The following is a 23,648-nucleotide window of genomic DNA, read 5'->3' as shown; positions in this document are numbered from 1 at the left end:
TCGTGCTGGCCTTTGGCACAGGCGTGCCGCTCGCGAGGCGCGCAGGGCGCGGTATCGTGGGGCCCTGTGAACGAGGACGAAAGCACGATCTCCGCGCGTCTCGCCGCCGTGCGCGCGCGCATCGACGAAGCAGCGATCCGAGCCGGGCGAAGCCCGCGCGCGGTGCGGCTCGTCGCGGTGTCGAAGACCAAGCCGCCCGAGGCGATCCGCGCCGCGTACGCCGCAGGCCAGCGCGACTTCGGCGAGAACTACGTGCAAGAGCTGGTGCAAAAGGCCACGGCGCTCGCGGACCTGCCGGAGCTGCGGCTGCACTTCATCGGCGCGCTCCAGCGCAACAAGGCGAAGCTGGCCGCGAGCGTGGCCGCCGTGATCCAGACGGTGGACCGCGAAGAGCTCGCGACGGAGCTCGATCGACGCGCCGGCGCGCTCGGTCGCAAGCTCGACGTGCTGCTCGAAGTGAACGTGGGCGGCGAGGAATCGAAGGCCGGATGCGCGCCCGAAGCCTTGCCAGCGTTGCTCGAAGCGGCGAGGCGCGCCGAGCATCTGCGCGTCGTGGGGCTGATGGCGATCCCGCCCTTCCTCGACGATCCCGAGGCCGTCCGTCCGTTCTTCGCGCGTCTGCGCGCGCTGCGCGACACGCTCGAAGCGCCCGCGCTTCTGCCCGAACTGTCGATGGGCATGTCCCACGATTTCCACGTGGCCATCGAGGAGGGCGCGACGATCGTCCGCGTCGGCACGGCCATCTTCGGCGCACGATAGCCTTCGCTGCACGATCTCGCAGAGCATCGAAGGGTTCGATGCTCTAGAGTTCGAGCAACCCATGCGTGGTCCTCTTCATCCCATGGCTGCCACGCCGAGCGTGCTCGCTTGCGCGGGCGCGATCGGCCTCTTCGGTTGCGCGCCGCCCATGCCCGCGTCGATGGGCCATCCGCTGCTCGGCGCCGCGTCGCCGCCGTTTCACGAGACCGCGATCGACGAGCGCTCGGTCGACGTGCCGGGCACGCTGCGCACGCACGTGACCGTGATCGATTTCTGGGCGTCGTGGTGTGGCTCGTGTCAGCAGACGATGCCCGCGCTCGAGCGGCTCTACCAAGATCGACGCGCCGAGGGGCTCGTGGTCGTGGGCGTGAGCGTGGACGATAGCCCCGACGAGGCCGCGGCCGGCGCCGAGGCATTCGGCGTGTCGTTCCCGATCGTGCACGACGGCGGGCACGGGCTTCAGTACGCGTTCGGCGTGTCGCAGGTGCCCACGACGTTCGTGGTCGATCGATCGGGCACGGTGCGCTTCGTGGGGCGAGATCCGTCGAGCATCCAGCGCGCGGTGATCGCGCTGATGGACCGGTGACATGACGGCCCGGCGAGGCCCTCGCGGCGGCGAGAAGGACGCGGGCCCGACGTTGTTCGAGGCCGCGCTGAAGCGTGATCCGAAGCTCGGCGAGCTCGTGCCGCTCGCGGAGCGGATGCGGCCGCGCGCGCTCGCGGACCTCGTCGGGCAGGAGCACCTCGTCGGCGAGGGGAAGCTGCTCGCGCACGCGATCGCGGCCGATCGGGTGCCGTCGATGATCCTGTGGGGGCCGCCGGGATCGGGCAAGACGACGCTCGCGCGGATCGTGGCGGAGTCGACGCGGGCGCGCTTCGTCCCGTTCAACGCGGTGCTCGGCGGCGTGCCGGAGCTGCGGGTGGTGATGGCCGCGGCGAAGGAGGCACGCGCCTACGAGGGGAAACGGACGATCCTGTTCGTCGACGAGATCCACCGGTTCAACCGCGCGCAGCAGGACGCGTTTTTGCCGCACGTGGAGGACGGGACGATCACGCTGATCGGCGCGACGACGGAAAACCCTTCGTTCGCCGTGAACGCGCCGCTCCTTTCGCGGTGCCGCGTGTTCCGGTTGAACCTGCTCGACGAGAAGGGGATCACGGAGCTTCTCCGGCGCGCGATCGAATCGCCGGAGGGGCTCGCGGGGTCCGTGGGCGCGGACGAGGAGGCGATCGAGGCGATCGCGAAGCTCGCGGCGGGCGACGCGCGGAGGGCGCTGACGACGCTGGAGATCGCGGCCGACGAGGCGAAGCGCGAGGGGCGCGCGCGGGTGACGCGCGAGGACGTGGTGCAGACGAGCGGGCAGAAGACGCTGCTCTACGACAAGGCGGGGGACGAGCACTACAACGTCATCAGCGCGTTCATCAAATCGATGCGCGGCTCGGATCCGGACGCGGCGATCTACTGGTTGATGCGCATGCTGGAGGCGGGCGACGATCCGCTGTTCTTGCTGCGGCGCATGATGATCTTCGCGAGCGAGGACGTGGGCAACGCGGACCCGCGCGCGCTCGACGTGGCCGTCGCGGCGGACGCGGCGTTCCAGCGCGTGGGGATGCCCGAGGGGACCTACTTCCTCGCGCAGGCGGCGATCTACCTGGCGTGCGCGCCGAAGTCGAACGCGTGCAACGCCGCGTGGCATGCGGCGCAGGAGGTCGTGCGCGAGAGGGGCAGCCTGCCCGTGCCGATGAAGCTACGCAACGCGGTGACGGGTCTCATGAAGCGCGAAGGCTACGGGACGGGATACCGCTACGCGCACAACGAGAAGGGCGGCGTCGCGTGGGGCGAGACGTACCTGCCGGACGCGATCGCGGGGACGCACTTCTACGAGCCGACGGAGCGCGGCTACGAGAAGGTGATCGCCGAACGCGTGCGATGGGTTCGCGCGCAGCAATCTCCTCCCCTCTCCCGCGAGGGAGAGGGGGCGGGGGTGAGGGCGTCGTCCGAGGGGGAAGAGGAAACCGATCCGAAGGCTCAGTCGTCGAGCGCCGACAAGGCCGACTGAATCTCCGAGAGCGCGTGCGAATCGCCCTTGGCGCGCGCCCGCGTGACACCCTCTTCGAGCCACGCGCGCCCCGCGTCCACGCGCCCCGCCTTCACGAGCATCTGCCCGCACATGAGGTACTGCGGCACGTAGTTCGGATCCATGTCGCGCAGCGACGTGTACGTGCGGAGCGCGTCGTCGATCCGATCGGCTCCCGCGTACTCCATCGCGAGCGCATACCAGGCGAAGGGATCCTTCGACCCCTTCTGGATCATGCTCTCCAGGACCGCGAGGCGCTTGCTCACGACGCCGACTCCACGAGGCCGATGAACGGCAAGTTGCGGTAACGCTCGGCCCAGTCGAGCCCGTAGCCCACGACGAACTTGTCTTCGATCGTGAAGCCCAGGTAGTCGATCGGCACCTGGATGCGCGTGCGCGCAGGCTTGTGCAGAAGCGAGCAGACCTTCACGCTCGCGGGCTTGCGTGTGCGGAGCAGCTCGAGCAGGTGGGCGATCGTGAGGCCCGTGTCGACGATGTCCTCGACGAGGAGGACGTGGTCGCCCTCGACGGGCTTGGTGAGGTCGTGCGTGATTTGCACGACGCCGGAGGACTTGGTGTCCTCACCGTAGCTGCGCACGCCGAGGAACTCGACGCGCATCGGGAGATCGATGTGGCGCGCGAGGTCGGAGGTGAAGACGAAGCTGCCCTTGAGGACGCAAACGAGGACGAGGTTGCGCCCGGCGTAGTCGCGCGTGATCTCGGCGCCGAGCTCGCGCACGCGCTGCGCGATGCTCTCGGCGTCGATCATCGTGGAGACGTTGGTGGCCATCGAGTCCGCGAGCTAGCACCGGCGGCGCGGGGCGCCTAGGTGGACGTGCGCGGGGCGCGCTCCCGGCGGGTCCCGCGGCGCGCTATGCTGGCGGTATGGCGCCTCCGGCGACCGAGGACGAGCGGGTGATCCTGAACGGGATGACGTGGCAGGACTACGAGAGGCTGCTCGCCGAGCGCGGGGATCTTGCCGGGGCGCGCATGGCCTACCTCGACGGATCGATCGAGCTCTTGCGTTCGTCCTTCCAGCATGAGGCCGTCAAGAAGACGATCTGCCGGCTCATCGAGGCTTACGCGGACGAACGGGGGCTGAGCCTCAACGGCTACGGCTCTTGGACGTTGAAGAGTGTGCTCGGCCAGCGAGGTGTAGAGCCGGATGCGTGTTACGCGCTCGGCGTACCGAGCGGCGACGTTCCGCAACTCGTCATCGAGGTCGTGTGGACGAGTGGCGGGGTGAACAAGCTGGAGATTTACCGGAGCCTCGGCGTGGGCGAGGTGTGGATCTGGGAGCGAGGTGCGGGCTTCTCGGTTCACGTCCTCAGGGACGGTCGGTACGAGAAGGCGCCGAGGAGTGCTCTTCTGCCAGAGCTCGACCTTCCGCTGCTCCAGAGCTTCGTCGAGTCGCCTAACCAGAGCCAGGCCGTGCGGGCTTCTCGCGAGGTGCTGCGAGGCGGGTGACGGTGAGTCGCGGCGCCCTGACGGTGGGTCGCGGCGCCCTGACGGTGAGCCTCGACGCCCTGACGGTGAGCCTCGACGCCCTGACGGTGGGTCGCGGACGGGTGACGGGTATCCCAGCGGGGACAAGCACACATGGTCTTGGCGGTCAAGCCAGTGTTTGCCTTGATCAGGCGGGCACGTGAGGAGAGCAGGCCGAGCTCGACCATCGGCGCACGATGCCCGATGGCCGAACCCGGCCGCCCTATTCAGCTACCGCAGCATCGTGGATTGGTGCAGATGCGCCGCCGGTCTGGCTGCGGTAATGCACGATGGATGCGGACGTGCCGGGAAACGTACCGCACGATCTCAATGATAATCCGCTTTAGAGTCAGCTCGACGAGCGCGATCCAATCGATTTCGGGCAAATCGATCTCCTTGTGTGTCAACAAGGACCGCCACAGTCCGCCGTGAGCGGCGCCATAACTGGCGGAAATCGTAAGCGCCTCTGGAGGAGAGGCTCTCCAAGAAGACACGCAGCCGCGCAAAGCACGATTCAAGGCGTGATGGAACGACGGTACCATGGACACTACCGCAACCGCAACTGCCGGTGCCGCGTGTGGGGTCCCTGGCCCGACGGGCGCAGAACACCGACCGAAGCGCTCGCGATCGAGGCTCCGATGGAGTAACCTGCGACCCCCGTGAGAGCACCGAGCCCGAAGACGCGCCGCGCGACGTTCGCCGCCCTCGTGATCATCGCCGCCGCCGCGCTCATGCTGGGGGCGCGGGTGACGGACGAGAACGACTCGCTGTTCGATCACTGCGAGGATAACCTGGGGTACGTCTTCGAAGGGTGCCGGGAGTGGGACTTCTGCCCGAACGTGGACGAAGACTTCCTGGACGCGTGTGTTGCCGGTTGTGTGCTCGGGTTCTGCCCCAAACAAGACGAGTGCACGGGCCTCGACCCCATGTTCTGCGCCCCCTGCGACGACATGCAGGGCGCTCTCTTCTGGCGCAACGCCGATGCGGCCGATAGCCGATGCGACGACAAAGCTGGCTTCCCGGCTCCGACGGAGAACGTCACGGCAGCCATGTTCGATGTCTACGACGCATGCTTCGTCGCGGATGTGGAGAGGCACTGTCCGGCGCTCGCCGGAACGGATTGGTTGGCACGGTACGATGCCGCCAGGCGCTACCCCCGCAAGCGCACAATTCGGTGACCCCCAGACGCTAAATCCCGCCCTGCCCCCCCTCGCCGACGTGGGCCTCGTCGTCCCCGGCGCCGCCCGCGCCCTCCTCGCCGAACCAATAATCACCCGTACCGGCACCGACGCCCACCGTAACGAGCGTCCCGCCCGTGGGCCCGGTGAAGTCGGGTCCGTCCGACGCACCAGCCCCGTCGAGGCAGATCAATGCGGGCGCGGCTGCGACTTCACAGTGTTCCGGAACGTGACCACGATGTTTCGCCTTCCTCCTGCAATGGCTTTCGTTGGTGGAGCCGTGATCACGGATGACCGGATCCACGAGGCCCTGCAAATGCTCCACCGAAGGGTCGCGCCCTGCCTGGTTGGGGCACATGATCGTGATGTTGCACTGAATGGCAGAGCCCTCGATTCCATCGTCATCGACGTGCAATTTCGGATTCCTGCATTTGCTCCCGCACCCCACCCCGAACAAGAACCCCCACGCCACCAGCACCCCGGCAGCCATCCGCTTCATACACGACCCCGCTCCGGCGCGACCCCGTCCTCCCGGCAAGCCCCCGGGTACAGGTGATCCTCGTTGCCCGAGGCTCCCCCACGGGGCCAACTATCCGACCACGTTCCCACTCTTTACACCTACCACCCTCCCGTCCTACCTTGCCCCGCCACTCTCACCCCCTCACCCGGAGAATCACCCCCATGTCCGAACACACCCTCGCGAGCATCGCCAACGCCCTCGGCCCCCCCGATCCCGCGCTGCTCGACGCATGGCTCGACGGCGCCAGCGAGGCGCAGCTCGTCGCCAAAGGCAATCAGATCGCCTCGGCCCGGGTCCTCACGGACGTGCGGCGGCTCTATGCGCTCGCGTATTCGTTCTGGCAATCGGCCACGGATACGCAGAAAGAGGCGCTCCGGGGGTTTTCGCCGGAGTTGCTCTCGATCGCCGTGCACCAGGCGCTCGCGCTCGACGCCCTGCTCGCCGATCACGAGGAGCGGGGGGATTCACGCGGCGCCTCGCGCGCGACGCTCGAGGTCGCATTGCGGGATGCATTCGAGAAGGCGCTGTCGCTGCGGGATCAGGCCCGCGCGGTCCTGCTCGGCGTCGCCGGCAATGACGCGGCCGCGCAGGAAGAGGTGAATCAGGCGGTCGGGACCGCGGAAGACCCCGCCGCGCTCGCGAGGGGAATCGGAGCGCTCGTCGCCCTGGGAAAGAAATACCTGGGCATCCCGGCCGGACCGATCAAGACGCGAGCGAAGCTCCTGCGGCTCGACGGCGATTACATCGGAAAGCTGGAGACCGCCGCAACCACGCTCTCGGCCGCAGCGCTCGCCGCCTCGGCGCGGCCCGCGGGCGAGAAGGTCACCCAGGGCTCGCTCGATCGCGCGGATGGCGTGAATCTCTTGCTGCTCACGCAAATCGTTCGCGCCTTCGAGAATGCACACGAGCAGGATCCGACCATTCCCCGTCTCGTGCCCATCGCCGCCCGGCGGATGTTCGAGCGAGGGACGAAAAAGAAGGGCAGCGGCGCTGCCGAGGCCGACGCCGAATCGTGATGCCCACCGAAAAAGAGCCGCTCCCCGAGCACCTCACGAGCCGCATGACCCTGACCGTCCGCTTCTGCGAGACGGACCTCATGGGCATTGTGCACCACGCGAACTACCTGACCTACTTCGAAGCCGGCCGCGTCGACTGGCTCCACCGCCGCGGGATCTCCTACGAAAAGTGGGTCGAGATGGGCATCCACCTGCCCGTCGTCGAGGCGAAGCTCCGCTACCGGAAAGCCGCGCGCTTCGACGAGACGCTCGTCGTGGAAAGCACGTGCGCCGAGGTGACGCGTGTGACCGTGCGCTTCAGCTATCGCATCCTGCGCGGCGCGGACGTGCTCTGTGAAGGCGAGACGCTGCTCGCGTGCGTGGGGAACGAGCTCACGCCGAAGCGGTTGCCGCCGGAGATCGCCGCCGTGTTTCGAAGCCCCGAGACGGTTTAGTTCGCGCTGCCGCCCCCGTCCGGCGCGCCCGCGTCGGGGACCTCGCCGAACGTGAAGCGCGCCGGGAGGTCGAGCGTGCTCGCCGGGCCGATGCGATCGCCGAGAAACGTGCGCCACTGGATCACGTAGCGGCCGCGCAAGGTGCCGATGACGTAGCGCTGATCGTTCGGCGGGACCGCGACGACGGGCACGCCGTCGACGAGGACGTACGCGAGCATGTCGGACGCGTTCACCGCGATGAACCCTTCGCCGGGCGCGAGCGGATCCGTGGGCGGCGGGAGCTGCACCGCCGACGAACGGAACGCCGTGACCTCCTCGCGCGTGAGGAACACGCCGCCCGGCGACGCAGGCAGGCCACTCGGTTGGTACGTCGAGCCAGGCGGGGGCACGAGCGTCTCGTTCGTGGGGATGTCGGTGCGTCGCGTGATCGTGGTGACCTCGAAGTCGATGCCGCCGCCGTCCTGCCACGTATACGCGGCCGCGAGCGGGACCTCGCCGCCCTGACAAACCGACGTGCGCGGATCGACGCCGACGATCTCCACGAGCGCGCGGCAGAGCAGCGCGCCGCCCTCGCCGATCTCCGCGGACTTGCCGAGCTCGAGCCGCACCGAGCCGAGGCTCGACGTGATCTCGACCTTGCGCGTGGGGAGCTGCAAGCGTTTGCCCTCGCCGAGCGGGCGCGCGACGCCGGGCGAGAGGGGCGTGACGTCGACGCGACGCTCGCCGAGCACGGTGCGGAGCGCGCCGGGCGGGACGACGCGGTAGTCGGTGGCGTCAGGCCAGAGGGCAATGTGGCCGTACCGATCGGTGCGCGCGCGGATCTCCGAGCGCTGCGGCAGCGGCATCGCGCGCGAGGCGAACTCGATCCGCATGCGGCCCGTGTCGGTGAGGTCGATCTTCCACTTCGGCGCGGTGAGCGCCGCGGCGGCCTTGATGCCGTCCTGGGAGATCTCGGGGCCACGGGGCGCGGGCGGGACGTTGCGCGGGCGGAAGACGGCTTCGAGCGTGGCGCCCGCGAGGTCCTTCGTGGTCGGCGACTCGGCGGGGATCGCCTCGTCGCCACGAAGAACCCCCGGCGGCGGCGCGCCCGCGTCGGGGATGATGAGCCGGCCCGAGGAGTCGGCCATGAGGCCAATCGGGCCGCCCTCGGGGACGGGGCCGCCGGCGTCGTGCTGCGCCTCTTCGGCCTCGGTGGCGAGGGGCGCGGGCAGGATGCTCGCGTTCGGGCTCGCGGCGTCGGTCGGCGAGGTCGAGGAAGGGGGCGAGCCGGGCGGCGCCTCGCACGCGGCGAGGGCCGGGAGAAGCAGGGCGAGCGCGACAGTGGGTTTCATGGCTCGAACTCGAAGGAATGGATCACGTGGGCACGTGCATCGAGCGGCGGAGGATCGGGGGCGTACTGGGTGTCCACGAAGACCGTCGTGCACGCGGGGTGGATCTCCAGGAACAGGTTACAGTTCGCCGGCTCGTTGTCGAAGACGGCGATGACCTCGCCGAGCCGCGAGAACGCCGGCGCGACCTCACGCTTGAAGACGCTGTCGGGCGTCTCGAAGGCGGGTTTCGTGACCAGCTCGGTGCCAACGACGCCGATCGGAAAGCCGAGATCCCGCAGGCTCGCGAAGGATCCGAGCGCCATGTTCGGCAGATCGCGGCCCGTCAGGTACACGATGACCGCGCCGGCGTCGTAACAGGCGCGCACGTAGTCGCGCGCGCCGGCGATCTCGGTGTCGTGGCGGATGTGCGGGTCGTAGAAGAAGCGCTCGCGCCAGAAGCGGAAGCCTTCTTCGTGGAGCGTTGGTTCGCTGACGCCGAGGCGTCGCAGCGTGTCGACGAGGCCGTAGACGACGTCATCGATGCCGGCGGCGGCGAGGGCGACCGACTCGCCCGGGTGTCGCGCGCGCCAGAGGTCGGCGAGCTCGTGCAGGATGGCGACGACCCGCGGCCGGTTGTCCATGATCGTGCCGTCGAGGTCGAAGACGATGACGCCCGCGCCGCGGGAACGATCCCGCGCCCGCTCCAGCACCTCGCGGAGCAGCCGCTTGCGTTCGACCTCGCCGAGCCTTCGATGCGTGAAAAGTGCTCCCACCGGACGCTAGCCTTGGCGCAGGTCGAGGCTCCTTGTCCAGCCGAAGGTGGCGAGCCAGGGGCGTAGGGACGTAGGGGACACACCTCCACGTCGGCACATTGTCGCCTGATCTCCTACATTTGTTGGCCCCAGGATCCAGGCTCCCTTAACGTTTTGCCCAGCCGGCGGACCTGGCACGCGAGTGGAGATCGCGGCCTTGCTTCGTCGGCCGGAGGCCCATGCGTTTTTCCAAGAAGACGGCCCTCGTGCTGGCGGCCGTCGCCCTGTTCGCGTCGGGATGCGGCAAGACGCCGAAGGACCGGCTCCAGGGGCGATGGCTCGGAGAATCGATCGAAAACGTGCCGGAGCCGCACCTCGCCAAGGCCATGGGCTGGGTGAAAGGCACGGCGTTCGAGTTCGCCGGGAACAAGGTGACGGTGACGATCCCCGCGGAGTCGCCGCGAACCGGCTCGTTCCGGGTGACGGAGGCAAACGGCGACCGCCTGCTCGTGAGCTTTCTGCGCGAGGAGGGAGGCCGCGACGAGGCAGAGCTTTCGTTCGTCGGAGAAGGTCAGCTCCGGTGGCGGATCGGGGACGGTCGGGAGATCGTGCTCGTGAAGTCCGTGCAGAACTGAGCTACCGCCGCACGCGCTCGCGCCGGACCCGCAGCCTCCGCGGCTTTTCCCCGTCCCCATCCGGCGCGAGCGTCAGCACCACGTCCTCGGCGAGCGGCCCCGAGATGCGCCGGCGCGCATCCTCGATCGTCCGCACCTCGCGATCGTTCACCTTGAGCAGGCGATCGCCCGGCTCGACCCCCGCGAGCTCGGCCTCGCCGTTCGGCGGCACCATCACGACGACGATCACCTTCGCCCCGCGCTCGGTCCGCTCGCCGAGCGTGAGCGCGATGCTGCCCGCGCCCTTCGGCTCGCCCTTCGCGCTCCCCTCGCCCGGCAGCGTGATGTCCACGCGTGACGTGCTCCGACCCGCGCGGACCTTCACGTTCGTCGACGCACGGCCGAGGTCCGACGAATACGCCTCGATCGTCGCATCGCCCTCGGGCACGCCGACGATCTTGAAGTGTCCCTCGCGATCCGTGGTGACGACGCCACGCGGGAGCGGGCCGAGCGGCAGGTACGTGGGCACGAGGCCCGCCGCCACGCGCGCGCCCGCGACGGGTTCGTCGTTCGGATCGATCACCGTGCCCTCGACCTCGCCGGCCTCGGCGAGATCGACGGCGCCGAGATCCACCTCGCGGCTCGGCGCGGGCGCAACGGCGGCGATCTTCTCGTTCGTCGCCCAGTCCGGATGGGAGGCAACGATCCGCACGCGGCCCGGCGCGAGGTCTTTTACCTCGAACGCGCCCTCGGCGTCGCTGCGTGCGCGGCGCACGCCCGCGTCGGTGTAGACCACGACCTCGGCGCCCTCGATGCGCTCGCGTCCGTCGCGCCCCGTGACCTCGCCGCGCGCCGTGATGCCTTCAGCGAGCTCGTACGTGAGCTTCGCCGGGGCGATCTCGACCTCCTCGACGCGCGGCGCCTTGCTCGGCCGCGTCAGCACGAAACGAAGTGGCAAACCCGCGGCGTCGGGGATCTCGACGTCGCCGTCATCGTCCGTGAAGAACGTGCGGCGTAGCGGGACCGTGGGGTCGAGGGAGACAGCGCGCACCTCGACACGATCGAGCGGATAGCCGCGATCGTCGGTGACGTGCACGACGACGGCATCACGCTGGCGCGGCAGGACGATCTCGACCTCCTTGCGCTCGTGATCCGGGATCTCGACGATGAGCCGCGCCGCGACGTCGCTCGGCGTCTCGGGGCGCGCGACGCTGATCAAGACCTCGTCCGGGACGGCGGCAAAGGCAAAACTGCCGCTGTCGTCGGTGTAGGTGACGCGTTCGAGCGTGCCGGCGGCGGCGGCGATCTCGACGCGCGCGCCGGAGACGGGGCGGTGATCGGCGTCGACGACGCGGCCTTCGAGCGAGCCGCCTTGATGCAGCACGACCTTCACGCGGGCCTCGCCGCCGGAGACGATGGTGACGGTCTCGCTCTCGGCCTCGACGTAGTCGGGGTGCCGGACGATGGCGTGCACGCGGCCGGGCGGGATGGGCTCGGCGCGGAACTCGCCGTCCCCGCGCGTGACCCACGGATCACCGCCGCCGAGCGAGGTGGCGGCGAAGGCGCCGGCGCGCGGCAGGTCGGGAATGGGGCCAGGCATCACGCCGAGCTCGCCGATGGGCAAGAGCGGGAGCGGGCCGGGCAGCGCGAGGTCGAAGTGATCGTCGCGGAACTCGGCCATCGCGCTCGTCTCGTCGATCGGCATGCCCTCGATGTCCACGCCGACGACCTCGATCGTCGCGCCGCCGACGGGAAACCCTCGATCATCGACGACCTCGCCGACGAGCGCGCCGCCGCGCAGGAGCGAGACACGCACCTCGGTCGCGTCGTCGTCGACGGGCACCGCGCTCCGCGGCACGAAGCCTGGAGCGCGCGCGCTGACGGTCGCGTAGCCGAGCGCGATCGGGCCGAGCACGACCACACCTTTTGCGTCCGTACGACCGTGGATCGGGAAGGGGCTCAGGCCTTCTTCGGCGAGCACGACGCTCGCTTCCTTCACGGGCGGCGCGTCCTCGGACTCGCCGTCGGTCACCTTCACCGTGATCCTTCGGCCTGCGCCGAGCACGAGCTTCACGGGCTTCGTCACGGCGCGCTCGAGCTCGACGCCGAGCTCCGTCGCGCTCACGCGTTCGCCAAGCTCGGCCTTGAGATCGTACCCGCCCCGCCGGAGCCCCACGATCCGCGCGACGCCGTTCGCATCGGCGACCGTGCTGCGCGCCGGCCAGAGCCCCGCGCCCGCGCAGAGCACACGCGCATAGGGCGCGGGTTTTCCGTCGGCTTCCACGACCGACACCTCGAACGCGCCGAGCCGTTCGAGCTTGATCCGCACGGGAACCGGCCCCGGCAAAACCCCCGTCCGTACGACGTCATCGTACCCGCGCGCCGTCGCGCGCACCGAAAACGGCCCCTGCCCCAGCCGATCGATCCGCGCGCGCCCATCCGCGCCGGTCATGGCCACGAACGGGAGCGGATCGCCGCCGGTGACGGTGATCTTCGCGCTGGGGAACGGCTTTTCGGCCTCGTCGACGACGACGACATCGATCGCCGCGGCCGGCTGAAGCACGAGCCGCACGACGCGCTCCCCGGCGCCGAGCACGACCCGGACCGACCCTCGCGCGCGCCCCTCGGCATACGCGAGGAGCCACGTTTCTCCGCGCGGCATGCCTTCGAGTGAAGCGACGCCGTCCTCCCCTGCGCGCGCTTCACCGGCGAAGTACGTGGTCCCGCCCTGAATCGAGAACAGCCGCACGACAGCTCCGGGCAGCGGGCGATCGTGCTCGTCGACGATGGCCACACGCACATCGGCGTCGCGTGTGGTGAGCACCGCGGGAAGCGCGGGCGCCTGCATGGCGAGGTCGAACGGCGAGAGCCGCGTATCGAAGAGCCCCGCCACGTAGAGCAGGCTCACGAGCGTCGCGAGCAGCGCGACGAGCCGCGCGTATCGCGACGGCTTCGGAGCGGGGGGCGGGGTGCTCACGTTGTTCGGTGCTAGCGCGCATGGCGCGAGGGGACCAGCGGCAAGAGGCGGTCGTCAGAGGCCGATCCGTGCGCGTGCGGTCACTCGTCTGCCCAGGGATCGATGATGCGAACTCCGGTGCGCCCGATGTCGGTCTCGTTCCGGGTCACGACCACGAGCCCATGCGCGAGCGCGGTCGCCCCGACGAGCGCATCGATGACGGGTAACGTCTGCCCACGACGCTCGACCTCGCCCTGCAGCCTGCCCCACGTGAGCGCGATCTCCTCGGTCACGTCGAGCAAGCGACCGGCGAACCGCTCCCGCATGTCGTGATCGAGCCACTCCTGAAGCGCCGTCTTCCGCCGGCTGTTCGGAAGCTTCTCGATCCCTTTCTGCAGCTCCCCCAACGTAAGCACGCTCAGAAAGAGCGCGGCTTCGTCGCGTTCTTCGAGCCACGCCAGCACGTTCGGGTTGGGCCGCGGCTTCGCGAACTCGGAGAGGACGCACGTGTCCAGCAGATACTTCACAGATCCACCGGACGTCCGGGATCCTTCGATCGCTCGACCTCGAGCTCCGAGCCGGCCAGCGGAGAGCCCGCGAGGAACTCGACCAGGCTCCCCTTGGGCTTCACGAGCTTCACGTAATCATCGAACGACAGGACGACCGCCGCCTCGACCCCGCGCCTTCGGATCACCTGCGGCCCGTGCTTTTTGGCCTCGTCGACGACCTCGCCGAGCCGGCTCTTTGCTTCTTCGAGCCGCCACACCTTCCCCGTCCGCTTGGCCGTGCCCTTCATGGTGACCTCATTCTCCCGAACAGGTCGATCGACCCCCTCCACCCCGTCCGCGACCGGCTCCAACAGGTCGATCGACCCCCTCCACCCCATCCACGACCGGCTCCAACAGGTCGATCGACCCCCTCCACCCCATCCACGACCGGCTCGAACGGGTCGATCGACCCCCTCCACCCCATCCACGACCAGCTCCAACAGGTCGATCGACCCCCTCCACCCCGTCCGCGACCGGCTCGACCAGGTCGATCGACCCCCTACCGCGCGTTCACCTCATCAACAACCGCCAGGATCTCCTCGTCCGAGAGGATGTGGCTCGACCCTTTGGCCTTCTTCAGGATCGCCTCCACGAGCTCCTTCGACGGCTCGATCCTCCGCTGCCGCAGCCAGAAATTCACGTTGGAGGCGCCCGACATGTACCCCACGCAGATCTCCTGCTTCCGTCCGAACATGCCCGCCGGCACGCCCGAGTAGATGCGGTCCGCGAGCCACGCGTCGCCCTTGCCTTGCGCCTTGATGATCGCCGCTGCGTGCACGCCCGTCGCCGTGCGGAACGCGTCGCGGCCGACGAGCGGATAGTTGATCGGGATCTGCCAGCCCACCGCCTCCGCCGCCGTGTTGCAATACTCCAGCATGTGCGTGAGGTCCTGGTGCTCCAGGAGCCCGAGGAGCTTCAGATTGAGCAGGATCAGCTCCATCGCCGCGTTCCCCACGCGCTCGCCGATCCCGAGCGCCGTCCCGTGCACCCGATCCGCCCCGAACTCCAGCGCCCACAACGCGTTCTCCAGCGCGAGCCCCCGATCGTTGTGCCCGTGCCAGTCGATGCGGACCTTTCCGTCCGACCCGTGGCCCGCGATGATCGCCTTCGTGAACGAGATCAGGTTGCGCACGCCGTCCGGCGTCGCGTGACCCACGGTGTCGCAGAGGCACAGCCTCGATGCGCCGTGGTCGATCGCCATCTTGAACAACGTCGCCAGCATGTCCGGCCGCGAGCGCGTCGTGTCTTCCGTCACGTACGCGACGGGCAGGCCTGCCTTCACCGCCACGTCGATCGCCTCGGCGCTACGCTTGACGATCGTGTCGAGGTCCCAGTCCTCGGCGAGCTGGCGAATCGGGCTCGATCCGATGAAACAGTAGACCTCCACGGGGATCCCCGCGCGCTGGGAGATCTCGATCATCGGCGTGATGTCGGAGGCCACGGTGCGACCCGCACACGCCACGCCGAGCGGCAGGCGGTTGTCCGTGATCTCGCGGCACATGCGCAGCACGTCGTCGAAGGCACGCTTCGAGCTGCCAGGCAGGCCGATGTCCGCGACGTGGATGCCGATCTTGGACATCAGGTGAATCAGCTTGAGCTTTTGCTCGATGTTCGGATCCGCGACCGAGGGGTTCTGCAGACCGTCGCGCAGCGTCTCGTCGAAGAACGTGACGTCCCGGGGGATCAAGCGCCCTTTTCGGCCGATCTCGTTCCAGTCGTAGATGAGGTCGTCGGATCGGAAGTCGGGCGTGGCGCTCATGTGGAAGAGTATAATCGTGTTCGCTCCCGTCGGACGAGGGGACGCGTATTTGCCGCCGCGCGTCGTCTCGCGTCGCGCCCGATGAGCGGCGACGAGGCGTCCTCGGGAAATAGGGCGCGTAGACGTGGCCCCGGCTCCGTGGCCGGCCTAAGCTCTGCCCCCCGCCATGTCGATCTGGCAATCGCTCCCCGAGTTCGGAACCGGCGTTCTTTACGCGATCCTGATCGCCGCGGCGTACACGTTCGCCGTCGCGCTCGCCTCGAGCACCGGCAGGCCACGCCTGCTCCAGGCAGCTCGGCTGGGCGCGTACGGCACCGTGTCCCTCGTCGGCCTCTCGGTCCTCGTGCTCGCGTTCGCCTTCGTGAGCCACGATTTCCGCATCAGCTACGTCGCCCGGTACAGCGACCGCTCGATGACCACGCCGTACCTCGTCGCGGCGCTCTGGGGCGGCCAAGACGGCTCCCTGCTCTGGTGGCTCTTCCTCACGTCGGTCTTCTCCGCGGGCTGCGTGACGTGGCTCCGGCGCAAGTACCTCGAGCTTCAGCCCTTCGTGATCGCGACGCTGATGACCATCATCGGCTTCTTCGCGATCCTCATGATTTTCGCGGCGAACCCCTTCGCGACGAGCGCGGGCGGCGCGCCGGTGGATGGCAGCGGGCTGAACTACCAGCTCCGCAACTTCTACATGATCATCCACCCGCCGAGCCTCTACATCGGGTTCACGAGCTCGGCGATCCCCTTCGCGTTCGCGATCGCGGCGCTCGCCACAGGAAGGCTCGACAACGAGTGGATCGTGGCCACGCGCAAGTGGATGCTCTTCGCCTGGCTCTTCCTCTCGATCGGCAATGCGCTCGGCATGCTCTGGGCCTACGAGGAGCTCGGCTGGGGCGGCTACTGGGCCTGGGATCCCGTGGAGAACGCGGCGTTTTTGCCGTGGCTCACGGCGAGCGCCTACGTGCACTCGACGATGATCCAGGAGCGGCGCGGGATGCTGAAGGTCTGGAACGTCTTCCTCATCTGCGCGACGTTCTTCCTCACGATCTTCGGCACGTTCCTCACGCGCTCCGGCCTGATTTCGAGCGTGCACTCCTTCGCCCAGTCCGGCATCGGCATCTTCTTCGTCTATTACATGGGCGTCATCGCCGCGGTGAGCATCTCGCTGATCGTCTGGCGTTTGCCGCGGCTCCGGAGCGAGGGCGCCTTCGAGTCCGTGCTCTCGCGCGAGGCGGCGTTCGTGCTGAACAACTGGGGCTTCCTGAGCCTGACGGTGTTCATCGCGACGGCGACGACGTGGCCGCGCATCAGCGAGTGGCTGCTCAACCAGGAGTCGACGCTCGGGCCGACGTTCTACAACACCTGGATCCCGCCCCTCGCGCTCGTGATCTTCTTCGCCATGGGCGCAGCTCCGCTGCTCGGCTGGCGCAAGACGAGCCCGGAGCTCTTCGTGAAGAGCTTCCGCTGGCCCGTCGCGGTGATGCTCGTCGTCGGCGCGATCCACCTCTTGATCGGCAAGCGCTTCAACTACCCGGCGTTCTATGACGCCGCGCCGATCTACGAGGGCACGCTCGGCCGCGCGCTCGCCTGGGTCTCGGGCAAGCTGCCGTTCGTCACGGTGATGCTCGTCGCGTTCAACATCACCGTCGTCGTGCAGGAGTTCTACCGCGGCGTCGCGGCGCGGCAGCGGAGCAAGAGCGACGAGAACCTCTTCGCCTCGCTCTTCAACCTCGTGGCGAAGTCGCGCCGCCGCTACGGCGGTTACGTCGTGCACGTGGGCATCGCGCTCATGTTCCTCGGCTTCACCGGTCGCGCGTGGGGCGTCGACAAGGAGCTCAGCATGTCGCCGGGCGAGACGGCCCAGGTCGACTACTACTCCATGACGTACGTCGGCCCGCGCATGGAGGTCGACAACGAGAAGCGCATGATCTTCACGGACCTCGACGTGGTCCGTCAGGGCAAGCCCATCGGCCGCGTCACGCCGGCCAAGTTCATCTACAAGACCGGCGCCGATCAGCCCTCGACCGAGGTCGCCAAGCACATGACCATCCGCGACGATCTCTACGTGATCGTAGGAATGGTCAACCCGACGACGAAGGTCGCCTCGTTCCAGTTCCACGTGAACCCGCTCGTGAACTTCATCTGGATCGGCGTGGGCATCCTGATCCTCGGCGCGATCGTGTCGATGTGGCCCGAGGTCGCGCTGGAGGAGGCGGGCGCGTTCGGCTACATCCGCGCCGCGGCCTCGGTCGCGACGTCCGTCATCTTCGCCCTGCTCCTCGCGGCCGGCCCCTCGCTCGCCTACGGCGGGACGGGCGCCCCGCGTGCCCCGCCTGCGCCGGCGATCGAAGCCCCCTCCCCTGCGCCCCTGCCCGGCGCTGCCCTCGCTCCCGCCAAGTAACGCCGAATGACGACCCGACGAACACCGCTCCACCTCGCGCTGCTCACCGCGGCCGGCATTGCCGCCGCGTGGCTGACGTTCGATCCGCACCTCGCGCACGGACAGCACACGGGCAGCACGGGGACCGTGTCGATCCAGAACGAGACCGAGCGCCAGCTCTTCTGGAGCCTCATCTGCACCTGCGGCTGCCCGCGCGAGACGCTCGGCACCTGCCCGTGCGACATCGCGCACCAGCGCCGCACCGCGCTGCGCGAGATGCTCGCCGAGGGCAAGACCGTGGAGCAGGCGCAGGACGTCTACGTCTCGATGTACGGGCCCAAATCACTCGCCGTGCCGCGCAACCAGGGCGCGAGCCGCGCGCTCTGGGTCGTGCCCCTCACGGCGATCGTGGCCGGAGCCGGGCTCGTGTTCGTCGTGCTCCGACGCTGGCAACGACGTGGCCTCGCCGCAGCAGCAGGGCCCGCGGGGACGAAGGCCACGACCAAAAACAACAAGCGTGACGCGTACGACGACAGGCTCGATCAGGAGCTGAAGGACCTCGACGACGAATGAGCTCCGAGACCAGCACGGACAAACGCGCCGCGGACAAGCGGGACCGCGGGCTCGGAGACGCAGCTCCGCGTGCCGGAGCGGAGCCTTCGAACGTCGACCAGGAGCTGGAGCGCAAGATCGCGGATGCCGTGAAGTTCGGCGTTCCGGCCGTGACGGCCATCCTCGCGCTCCTCGGGGGCATGTTCGTCGACGTGCCCACGGCCATCCTGGTCCTCGCGGCCGGCGTGCTCGTGACGGTGATCGCGAGCTTCTGGGCGAGCCTGCGCACGCTGCTCGGCGAGACGCCGCTCTCGGGCGCCGACGCCTACGCGATCGGGGCTCCGCCTCGCGCCGAGGAAGAGCAGAAGCGCGCCGTGATCCGCGCGCTCAAGGACCTCGAATTCGAGCGCAGCGTCGGCAAGATCAGCGAGGAGGACTATCGCGCCCTCGTCGCGAAATACCGCGCCGAGGCCAAGCGCCTGCTGCGAGCCCTCGATCAGAACGCGGCGCCCGGCCGCGAGCGGGCGGAGGTGCTCGTGCAGCGGCGCCTGAAGCAGCTCGGCCTGCTCGACGGCGAGAAGGAAGAGACGGACGAGGACGACGAGGCGGGCGACGCCGCGGAGGCCGCGGAGGCACCAGCGCCGAAGGCGGAGGCCAAGGCCGCGCCGGAGCCCGCGGCGGCGAAGGAAGAGGCCGATGAGGCCTCGAAAAAGCCCAAGAAAAAGAAGAAGGCGAAGGCGCCCGCGAAAGCGACGAGCGACGAGGCCGCCGCGCAACACGCGTGTGATGCGTGCGGCACGGAGAACGACGAGGACGCTTTGTTCTGCAAGAAATGCGGCGCGCGCATGGCCGCACCCGAGCCCGCGGAGGAGACCCGCGAGGCGAAGAAGGCCGACGAGGGGGCGGAGGCGTCATGAATTCGATCCGACGAACCCGCCTCGGGATCCTCGGCGCGGCCCTCACGGTCGCCGCCGCGATCTCGCTGCCGCACGTGGCGACCGCCGCCGGCGAGGACAACCCCGCCGCGGCGAAGAAGGCCGAGAAGGACAAGCCCAGCGCGGACAAACCCGACGCGGGGCCCGGGGATGCGGGCGCGGGGGACGGCGGCAAGACGGCCGGACCGCTTCCCGCCGGACATCCCGACGTCGGTGAGCTGCCGCCGGGGCATCCGAGCGTCGACGAAGGCGCGGAGGCCGATCCCCACGCCGGCGAATCGCCGCATGGCGCGAATCCGCACGGAGGGAACCCGCACGGGGATGCGCCGCGCCGCGGCGGGAACAGCGGGTTTTTCGAGGCGCCGCCCGACACCGCGGTCGAAGATCAGACGCTCCCGCCGGGCACGATGGTCTTCACGATCCGCGACGCCGACGAGCGCCCGATCCCGAACGCGACCGCGATCCTCGGCATCCTCAAGAGCAGCGTGGCGCAAGGCGACAAGCGCGAGCGCCGTGAGGTCACGACCGACGCGGAAGGCACGGCGCGGCTCGACGGGCTGCCCGTCGGCGCCGGCACGAGTTACCGCATCACCACGATGCGTGGCCTCGGCACGTACGCGACCGACGCGTTCGCGCTCTCCGACAAGGCCGGCAAGCGCGTCGTTTTGCACGCCTACGAAGCGACCGACAACGTCGAAGGCGCGCTCGTCGGCGCGCAGGCGTTCGTGTTCGTGTCGCTGCGCGAGGGCGTGCTCTCGGTCGAGCAGCTCTTCAACGTCTTCAACATCGGCAAGGTCGCGTGGGTGCCGGGCAAGGGCGCCGCGCAGGTCGGCTTGCCCGAGGGGTACCAAGCCTTCCGCATCCCCGACGGCATGACCGACGTGCGGTTCGTCGACGAACCCACGAAGGGGCCGTGGCTCTCCGGCACGATCGCGCCCGGTCGGCACGAGGCCTCGTTCAGCTACCAGGTCCCGCTCGAAGGCAAGGATCGCCAAACCTTCCGCGTCGAGCTGCCGCCGCGCGTGGGCGAGGTGCGCATCTTCTCCGAGGCGAACAAGACCATGGGCCTCCAGGTCGCCGGCTTCCCCGAGGCGCAACGCCAGGCGGGCCGCGACGGCCGCAAGGTGATGGTGACGATGCGCCAGGCGATGCAAGGCGAGCGCGGCATCAACGCGCTCGACATCACCATCACGGGCCTGCCCGTGCCCGGAAACACGCGCTGGTTCGCGTTGCTCTTCGCGCTCTCGGCGGCCGGGCTCGCCGCGGCGTACACGATCCGCCAGCGCGCCGAGGGCGCGGTGCCCGACGAGGCGAAGGACGATCTGCTCGAAGCACGCGAGGCGCTGCTCGGCGAGTTCGTCGCGCTGGAGAAGGCGCATCGGAAGGGCGACATCGGTCCGAAGACATACGGTCGGCTCAAGGCCGCGCTGCTCGACGCGCTCGCGCGGATCGAGGCGCGCCTCGACGAGGTGAAGGCCGCGCGCGCCGAGCAGCGCAGGCGCGATCGGGAAGGTACACGACGACCCCGAGGGGAGGCCCGCGGCGAGGGTGGCTCGGCCTGAGGCGCGCGGGGCGAGGCCGGTTGTCCGGACGATCGGCCTCTTCGCCCTTTCGATCGGGCTCGCCGTCGCCGTGGTGCTCGTGGCGCGCGACCGCGCCGCGCCGCCGGCCCGGTGCGCGCCCGGGATGACGCCGCTCGGCGCGCGTTGTTGTGGGGAAGGACAAACCCTCGCGGGCGATCGTTGCGTGGGCAAACCCGATCGATGCGCGGCGGGGCTCGTCGTGACGGAGGCCGGGTGCGTGGCCACGCCGCGCGCCGTGGGCATCGCGGCCGGCCTCTTGCGGATCGGGCCGAGTGATTGGGAGGCGCAAGGTCAGGTCACGCCGCGCGCCGTGCCGATGGAGGCCTTCGCCCTCGACGCCTACGAGGTCACGGAGGCGCGTTATGCCGCCTGCGTGGCCGCGTCCGCTTGCACGCCCGTCGCGCTCTCGGGCGAGCCCGGTCGTGCGCTCTCCCGCGTGGGTTTGTCCGAGGCGCGGACGTTTTGCGCGTGGGCCGGCGGCTCGCTCCCGACGCCGGAAGAGCTCGCCTTCGCGGCGGCGGGCGCCAAAGGCCGACGGTATGCTTGGGGCGATACGGGCGCGGTTTGTCGACGGGCGGCGTGGGGGCTCGTGCGCGGGCCTTGTGGTGAGGGCGCGGCGGGGCCCGAGGTCGCGGGCTCGCATCCGGACGGCGCTTCGCCCGAGGGTGCGCACGATCTCGCCGGCAACGTGGCCGAGTGGGCGGCGCCCAAAGCGGGCGTGGCCGAGGGCCCGGCGCTCGCCGAGGCGCGGGGCGGGTCGTTCGGGGACGGCGCGGCGAGCGCGCTGCGAAGCTGGAATCGCCTGGAGATCGCGGCGAGCACGCGCGCGGCCGAGGTCGGCTTCCGGTGTGTGTATCCGTTCGCGGCGGCGGCCGAGGGCGGCGCCCTTCCGCGCTGAATCGTGGCTTTTTCGCCATCGAGGCCCTCGTCAAGGGCGCGCGATGGGATAGAGTGCATGCCCCCAAAATGACCGCCGCGATTCTCTCGATCGGTACCGAGCTCACCCGAGGCGAAATCGTCAACACGAACGCGGCGTGGATCTCCGCGGAGCTGACGGCCGCGGGCTTCACTGTGGATGTGATCGACGCGATCCCCGACGACGTGGAGCAGATCGTCGCGACGTTGCGCACGCTCGCAAAGACGCACCGGCTCGTCGTCGTGACGGGCGGGCTTGGCCCGACCACGGATGATCTGACGGCGGCCGCCGCCGCGAGCGCCGCGGGCGTGTCGCTCGTGCGGGACGAGAGCGCGCTGCTCGCGATCCGGCGGCGCGTGGAGTCGCGCGGCAAGACGATGAACGCGGGCCACGAGAAGCAGGCCGATCTGCCGGCGGGCGCGGACGTGCTGCCGAACAGCGTGGGCTCGGCGCCGGGGTTTGCGGTCTCGATCGGGGACACGCCGCTCTTCTTCCTGCCGGGCGTGCCGCGCGAGATGAAGCGCATGTTCACGGACCAGGTCTTGCCGCGGATCCGGCCCTCGGCGCCGAACAACACGTTCCAGGTGCGCCTGCGGACGTACGGGCTCGGCGAGAGCCTCGTCGGGCAGGCGCTCGCGGGCATCGAGGGCACGCACGCGGGCGTGACGCTCGGGTATCGGGTGCATTTCCCCGAGGTCGACGTGAAGGTGCACGCGCGGGGCGCCAATCGCGAGGTCGCGCGGGACCTCGCGCTGCGGGCCGCGACCGAGGTGAAGGCGCGGCTCGGCGACGTGGTGTACGGCGAGGGCGACGAGGCGTTCACCGAGATGGTGGGCCGCGCGGTGCGCAGCCGCGGCTATCGGCTGGCGCTCGCGGAGTCGTGCACGGGCGGGCTCATCGCGCACATGCTGACGCGATATCCGGCGAGCGATTACCTCGTGGGCGGCGCGGTGGTGTACGCGAACAGCGCGAAGACGCGGCTGCTCGGAGTCTCGGAGGACACGCTGCGGGGCCACGGCGCGGTGTCGGCCGAGGTGGCGGCGGAGATGGCCGAGGGTGTGCGTCGCACCTGCGAGACGGACGTGGGCCTGTCGGTGACGGGCATCGCGGGCCCGACGGGCGGCACGGCCGAGAAACCCGTGGGCCTCGTGTACTGGGCCGTCGCGCATCCGGGCGGCACGGTCGTGCGCAGCAAGGTCTTTCAGGGCGAACGCGAGGAGGTGCAGATCGCGGCGGCGTATGCCGTGCTGGATCTGCTCCGCCGCATTGCGCTCGGTTTGCCCGAGCGGGCGCAGTAACGGGCCGTCAGCGCGCGCCCGAGCGTTTGCCCTTTCGCGAGCAGGGCGGCTCCTCTTCGGGCGGGGGCGCCGGCGGTTCTTCCACGTCACTCGGGTAGATACACGTGTGCGCCCCGAAAAACGGCAGGGGCTCGATCTGCACGGGGGGCATGAGCCCTGGCCGTGCCTCGATGACTGCGGTACCCGCGACCACCGTCGCGGCCGCCACGAGGAAAAACGTGCCCCTCGCGAGCCACACAACTGTGGTCACCTGCGCCGCGATCCATCGAGGCTTCTCGAGCCGTCGACCCACGAGCCAACCGCGCAACGCATGAGCGTGAACCCTCATCCCTTGCAGGACACCCGGCCGCCGCCAGGGTTCCGCGGGCTGCACCACAATGACGCTTGACGCGCCTCTGGAAATGGCTTGTTGCATCGCGCCATGCGCCGCCTTTCCAGCTCGTTCGCCCTGACCACCACGGCCGTCCTCTTCGCCGCCTGCGCGTCCGCGCCGCCGCCTGCGCCGCCCCCGGCCCCGCCGCCGCCCGCGGCGCAGGCCACGCCCTCCACACCGGCCCCCGTGGCCGCTGCGCCCGAGGCCG

Annotated in this window: 24 protein-coding genes; 14 read left to right on the top strand and 10 right to left on the bottom strand. The window is 69.6% G+C overall.

The window, feature by feature from the left end:
- Nucleotides 1–66 precede the first annotated feature (66 nt).
- From E8A74_RS45330 to E8A74_RS45320, 3 genes are all read left to right on the top strand, one after another.
- Nucleotides 67–759: a YggS family pyridoxal phosphate-dependent enzyme gene (locus E8A74_RS45330; protein ID WP_232380039.1), complete on the top strand. Its 693-nt coding sequence runs from the start codon at nt 67–69 to the stop codon at nt 757–759.
- 82 nt (nt 760–841) lie between these two features.
- A complete protein-coding gene (locus E8A74_RS45325; RefSeq protein ID WP_170229868.1) occupies nt 842–1,345 on the top strand; it encodes a TlpA family protein disulfide reductase in 504 nt (167 codons plus the stop codon).
- Between the two features lies 1 nt (nt 1,346).
- Nucleotides 1,347–2,819 (top strand): replication-associated recombination protein A, encoded by a 1,473-nt coding sequence (locus tag E8A74_RS45320; RefSeq protein WP_136935394.1) that lies wholly within the window; start codon nt 1,347–1,349, stop codon nt 2,817–2,819.
- Here E8A74_RS45320 and E8A74_RS45315 read toward each other — a convergent pair.
- Both E8A74_RS45315 and hpt read right to left on the bottom strand, forming a co-directional pair.
- Nucleotides 2,789–3,103: a tetratricopeptide repeat protein gene (locus E8A74_RS45315; RefSeq protein ID WP_136935393.1), complete on the bottom strand. Its 315-nt coding sequence runs from the start codon at nt 3,101–3,103 to the stop codon at nt 2,789–2,791. The two genes, E8A74_RS45320 and E8A74_RS45315, sit on opposite strands and share 31 nt — an antisense overlap.
- Entirely contained in the window at nt 3,100–3,627 is a 528-nt protein-coding gene (gene hpt / locus E8A74_RS45310) for a hypoxanthine phosphoribosyltransferase (RefSeq protein ID WP_136935392.1), read from the bottom strand. Before hpt ends, E8A74_RS45315 begins: the two co-directional genes overlap by 4 nt.
- 95 nt (nt 3,628–3,722) lie before the next feature.
- On the opposite strand from hpt, the gene E8A74_RS45305 reads away from it, so the two are divergent.
- Nucleotides 3,723–4,304, top strand: coding sequence for a Uma2 family endonuclease (locus E8A74_RS45305; RefSeq protein ID WP_136935391.1), 582 nt, complete (start codon nt 3,723–3,725; stop codon nt 4,302–4,304).
- Nucleotides 4,305–5,029: 725 nt separating this feature from the next.
- Entirely contained in the window at nt 5,030–5,500 is a 471-nt protein-coding gene (locus tag E8A74_RS45300; RefSeq protein WP_136935390.1) for a hypothetical protein, read from the top strand.
- A 10-nt stretch (nt 5,501–5,510) separates the two neighbouring features.
- Here the strand turns inward: E8A74_RS45300 and E8A74_RS45295 are convergent, their stop codons facing one another.
- Nucleotides 5,511–5,999 (bottom strand): hypothetical protein, encoded by a 489-nt coding sequence (locus tag E8A74_RS45295; protein WP_136935389.1) that lies wholly within the window; start codon nt 5,997–5,999, stop codon nt 5,511–5,513.
- A gap of 182 nt (nt 6,000–6,181) precedes the next feature.
- Between E8A74_RS45295 and E8A74_RS45290 the strand changes: the two genes are divergently transcribed.
- Together E8A74_RS45290 and E8A74_RS45285 are read left to right on the top strand one after the other, a co-directional pair.
- Complete coding sequence (locus tag E8A74_RS45290) at nt 6,182–7,036, top strand: hypothetical protein (protein ID WP_136935388.1); 855 nt, start codon at nt 6,182–6,184, stop codon at nt 7,034–7,036.
- Nucleotides 7,036–7,470 (top strand): acyl-CoA thioesterase, encoded by a 435-nt coding sequence (locus tag E8A74_RS45285; protein ID WP_136935387.1) that lies wholly within the window; start codon nt 7,036–7,038, stop codon nt 7,468–7,470. The genes E8A74_RS45290 and E8A74_RS45285 overlap by 1 nt, the downstream gene beginning before the upstream one ends.
- Here the strand turns inward: E8A74_RS45285 and E8A74_RS45280 are convergent.
- Both E8A74_RS45280 and E8A74_RS45275 read right to left on the bottom strand, forming a co-directional pair.
- Nucleotides 7,467–8,801: a hypothetical protein gene (locus E8A74_RS45280; RefSeq protein ID WP_136935386.1), complete on the bottom strand. Its 1,335-nt coding sequence runs from the start codon at nt 8,799–8,801 to the stop codon at nt 7,467–7,469. The genes E8A74_RS45285 and E8A74_RS45280 overlap by 4 nt on opposite strands.
- Nucleotides 8,798–9,553, bottom strand: a complete 756-nt coding sequence (locus tag E8A74_RS45275) for an HAD family hydrolase (RefSeq protein WP_136935385.1) — start codon at nt 9,551–9,553, stop codon at nt 8,798–8,800. The genes E8A74_RS45280 and E8A74_RS45275 overlap by 4 nt, the downstream gene beginning before the upstream one ends.
- A 218-nt stretch (nt 9,554–9,771) precedes the next feature.
- Here E8A74_RS45275 and E8A74_RS45270 point away from each other — a divergent pair, with 218 nt between their 5' ends.
- Nucleotides 9,772–10,167, top strand: coding sequence for a hypothetical protein (locus E8A74_RS45270; protein ID WP_136935384.1), 396 nt, complete (start codon nt 9,772–9,774; stop codon nt 10,165–10,167).
- Between the two features lies 1 nt (nt 10,168).
- On the opposite strand, the gene E8A74_RS45265 is transcribed toward E8A74_RS45270, so the two are convergent.
- From E8A74_RS45265 to E8A74_RS45250, 4 genes are all read right to left on the bottom strand, one after another.
- Nucleotides 10,169–13,123, bottom strand: a complete 2,955-nt coding sequence (locus E8A74_RS45265) for a carboxypeptidase regulatory-like domain-containing protein (RefSeq protein WP_136935383.1) — start codon at nt 13,121–13,123, stop codon at nt 10,169–10,171.
- An 80-nt stretch (nt 13,124–13,203) separates the two neighbouring features.
- Nucleotides 13,204–13,629 (bottom strand): type II toxin-antitoxin system VapC family toxin, encoded by a 426-nt coding sequence (locus tag E8A74_RS45260; RefSeq protein ID WP_136935382.1) that lies wholly within the window; start codon nt 13,627–13,629, stop codon nt 13,204–13,206.
- Nucleotides 13,626–13,898, bottom strand: a complete 273-nt coding sequence (locus E8A74_RS45255; protein WP_136935381.1) for a type II toxin-antitoxin system Phd/YefM family antitoxin — start codon at nt 13,896–13,898, stop codon at nt 13,626–13,628. Before E8A74_RS45255 ends, E8A74_RS45260 begins: the two co-directional genes overlap by 4 nt.
- A 251-nt stretch (nt 13,899–14,149) precedes the next feature.
- Nucleotides 14,150–15,409, bottom strand: coding sequence for a LeuA family protein (locus E8A74_RS45250; RefSeq protein WP_136935380.1), 1,260 nt, complete (start codon nt 15,407–15,409; stop codon nt 14,150–14,152).
- A gap of 166 nt (nt 15,410–15,575) precedes the next feature.
- On the opposite strand from E8A74_RS45250, the gene E8A74_RS45245 reads away from it, so the two are divergent.
- From E8A74_RS45245 to E8A74_RS45220, 6 genes are all read left to right on the top strand, one after another.
- Nucleotides 15,576–17,804, top strand: coding sequence for a heme lyase CcmF/NrfE family subunit (locus E8A74_RS45245; RefSeq protein WP_232380038.1), 2,229 nt, complete (start codon nt 15,576–15,578; stop codon nt 17,802–17,804).
- A 6-nt stretch (nt 17,805–17,810) separates the two neighbouring features.
- The gene (locus tag E8A74_RS45240; RefSeq protein WP_136935379.1) at nt 17,811–18,356 is read left to right on the top strand and encodes a cytochrome c-type biogenesis protein; all 546 of its coding nucleotides are present in this window, start codon (nt 17,811–17,813) and stop codon (nt 18,354–18,356) included.
- Nucleotides 18,353–19,252 carry a zinc ribbon domain-containing protein gene (locus tag E8A74_RS45235; RefSeq protein WP_136935378.1) on the top strand — a complete coding sequence of 300 codons (900 nt, stop codon included), beginning with the start codon at nt 18,353–18,355 and terminating at the stop codon, nt 19,250–19,252. Before E8A74_RS45240 ends, E8A74_RS45235 begins: the two co-directional genes overlap by 4 nt.
- Nucleotides 19,249–20,832, top strand: a complete 1,584-nt coding sequence (locus E8A74_RS45230; protein ID WP_136935377.1) for a carboxypeptidase-like regulatory domain-containing protein — start codon at nt 19,249–19,251, stop codon at nt 20,830–20,832. Before E8A74_RS45235 ends, E8A74_RS45230 begins: the two co-directional genes overlap by 4 nt.
- Nucleotides 20,819–21,751 carry a formylglycine-generating enzyme family protein gene (locus E8A74_RS45225; protein ID WP_232380037.1) on the top strand — a complete coding sequence of 311 codons (933 nt, stop codon included), beginning with the start codon at nt 20,819–20,821 and terminating at the stop codon, nt 21,749–21,751. The genes E8A74_RS45230 and E8A74_RS45225 overlap by 14 nt, the downstream gene beginning before the upstream one ends.
- A 68-nt stretch (nt 21,752–21,819) precedes the next feature.
- Nucleotides 21,820–23,067 carry a CinA family nicotinamide mononucleotide deamidase-related protein gene (locus E8A74_RS45220; protein WP_136935376.1) on the top strand — a complete coding sequence of 416 codons (1,248 nt, stop codon included), beginning with the start codon at nt 21,820–21,822 and terminating at the stop codon, nt 23,065–23,067.
- Between the two features lie 7 nt (nt 23,068–23,074).
- Here E8A74_RS45220 and E8A74_RS45215 read toward each other — a convergent pair whose 3' ends face one another.
- Complete coding sequence (locus tag E8A74_RS45215) at nt 23,075–23,359, bottom strand: hypothetical protein (RefSeq protein WP_136935375.1); 285 nt, start codon at nt 23,357–23,359, stop codon at nt 23,075–23,077.
- Between the last annotated feature and the right edge of the window lie 289 nt (nt 23,360–23,648).

Origin of the sequence: Polyangium fumosum (assembly GCF_005144585.1) — a bacterium.
Taxonomy (GTDB): Bacteria; Myxococcota_A; Polyangia; order Polyangiales; family Polyangiaceae; genus Polyangium; species Polyangium fumosum.
This window is presented reverse-complemented; position numbering and strand designations above follow the sequence as displayed.

Coding starts and splice junctions, on each gene's coding strand:
- E8A74_RS45325 (WP_170229868.1), top strand. CDS start 842: ATGGCTGCCACGCCGAGCGTGCTCGCTTGCGCGGGCGCGATCGGCCTC.
- E8A74_RS45320 (WP_136935394.1), top strand. CDS start 1,347: ATGACGGCCCGGCGAGGCCCTCGCGGCGGCGAGAAGGACGCGGGCCCG.
- hpt (WP_136935392.1), bottom strand. CDS start 3,627: ATGGCCACCAACGTCTCCACGATGATCGACGCCGAGAGCATCGCGCAG.
- E8A74_RS45305 (WP_136935391.1), top strand. CDS start 3,723: ATGGCGCCTCCGGCGACCGAGGACGAGCGGGTGATCCTGAACGGGATG.
- E8A74_RS45295 (WP_136935389.1), bottom strand. CDS start 5,999: ATGAAGCGGATGGCTGCCGGGGTGCTGGTGGCGTGGGGGTTCTTGTTC.
- E8A74_RS45290 (WP_136935388.1), top strand. CDS start 6,182: ATGTCCGAACACACCCTCGCGAGCATCGCCAACGCCCTCGGCCCCCCC.
- E8A74_RS45285 (WP_136935387.1), top strand. CDS start 7,036: ATGCCCACCGAAAAAGAGCCGCTCCCCGAGCACCTCACGAGCCGCATG.
- E8A74_RS45280 (WP_136935386.1), bottom strand. CDS start 8,801: ATGAAACCCACTGTCGCGCTCGCCCTGCTTCTCCCGGCCCTCGCCGCG.
- E8A74_RS45270 (WP_136935384.1), top strand. CDS start 9,772: ATGCGTTTTTCCAAGAAGACGGCCCTCGTGCTGGCGGCCGTCGCCCTG.
- E8A74_RS45255 (WP_136935381.1), bottom strand. CDS start 13,898: ATGAAGGGCACGGCCAAGCGGACGGGGAAGGTGTGGCGGCTCGAAGAA.
- E8A74_RS45250 (WP_136935380.1), bottom strand. CDS start 15,409: ATGAGCGCCACGCCCGACTTCCGATCCGACGACCTCATCTACGACTGG.
- E8A74_RS45245 (WP_232380038.1), top strand. CDS start 15,576: ATGTCGATCTGGCAATCGCTCCCCGAGTTCGGAACCGGCGTTCTTTAC.
- E8A74_RS45240 (WP_136935379.1), top strand. CDS start 17,811: ATGACGACCCGACGAACACCGCTCCACCTCGCGCTGCTCACCGCGGCC.
- E8A74_RS45235 (WP_136935378.1), top strand. CDS start 18,353: ATGAGCTCCGAGACCAGCACGGACAAACGCGCCGCGGACAAGCGGGAC.
- E8A74_RS45230 (WP_136935377.1), top strand. CDS start 19,249: ATGAATTCGATCCGACGAACCCGCCTCGGGATCCTCGGCGCGGCCCTC.
- E8A74_RS45220 (WP_136935376.1), top strand. CDS start 21,820: ATGACCGCCGCGATTCTCTCGATCGGTACCGAGCTCACCCGAGGCGAA.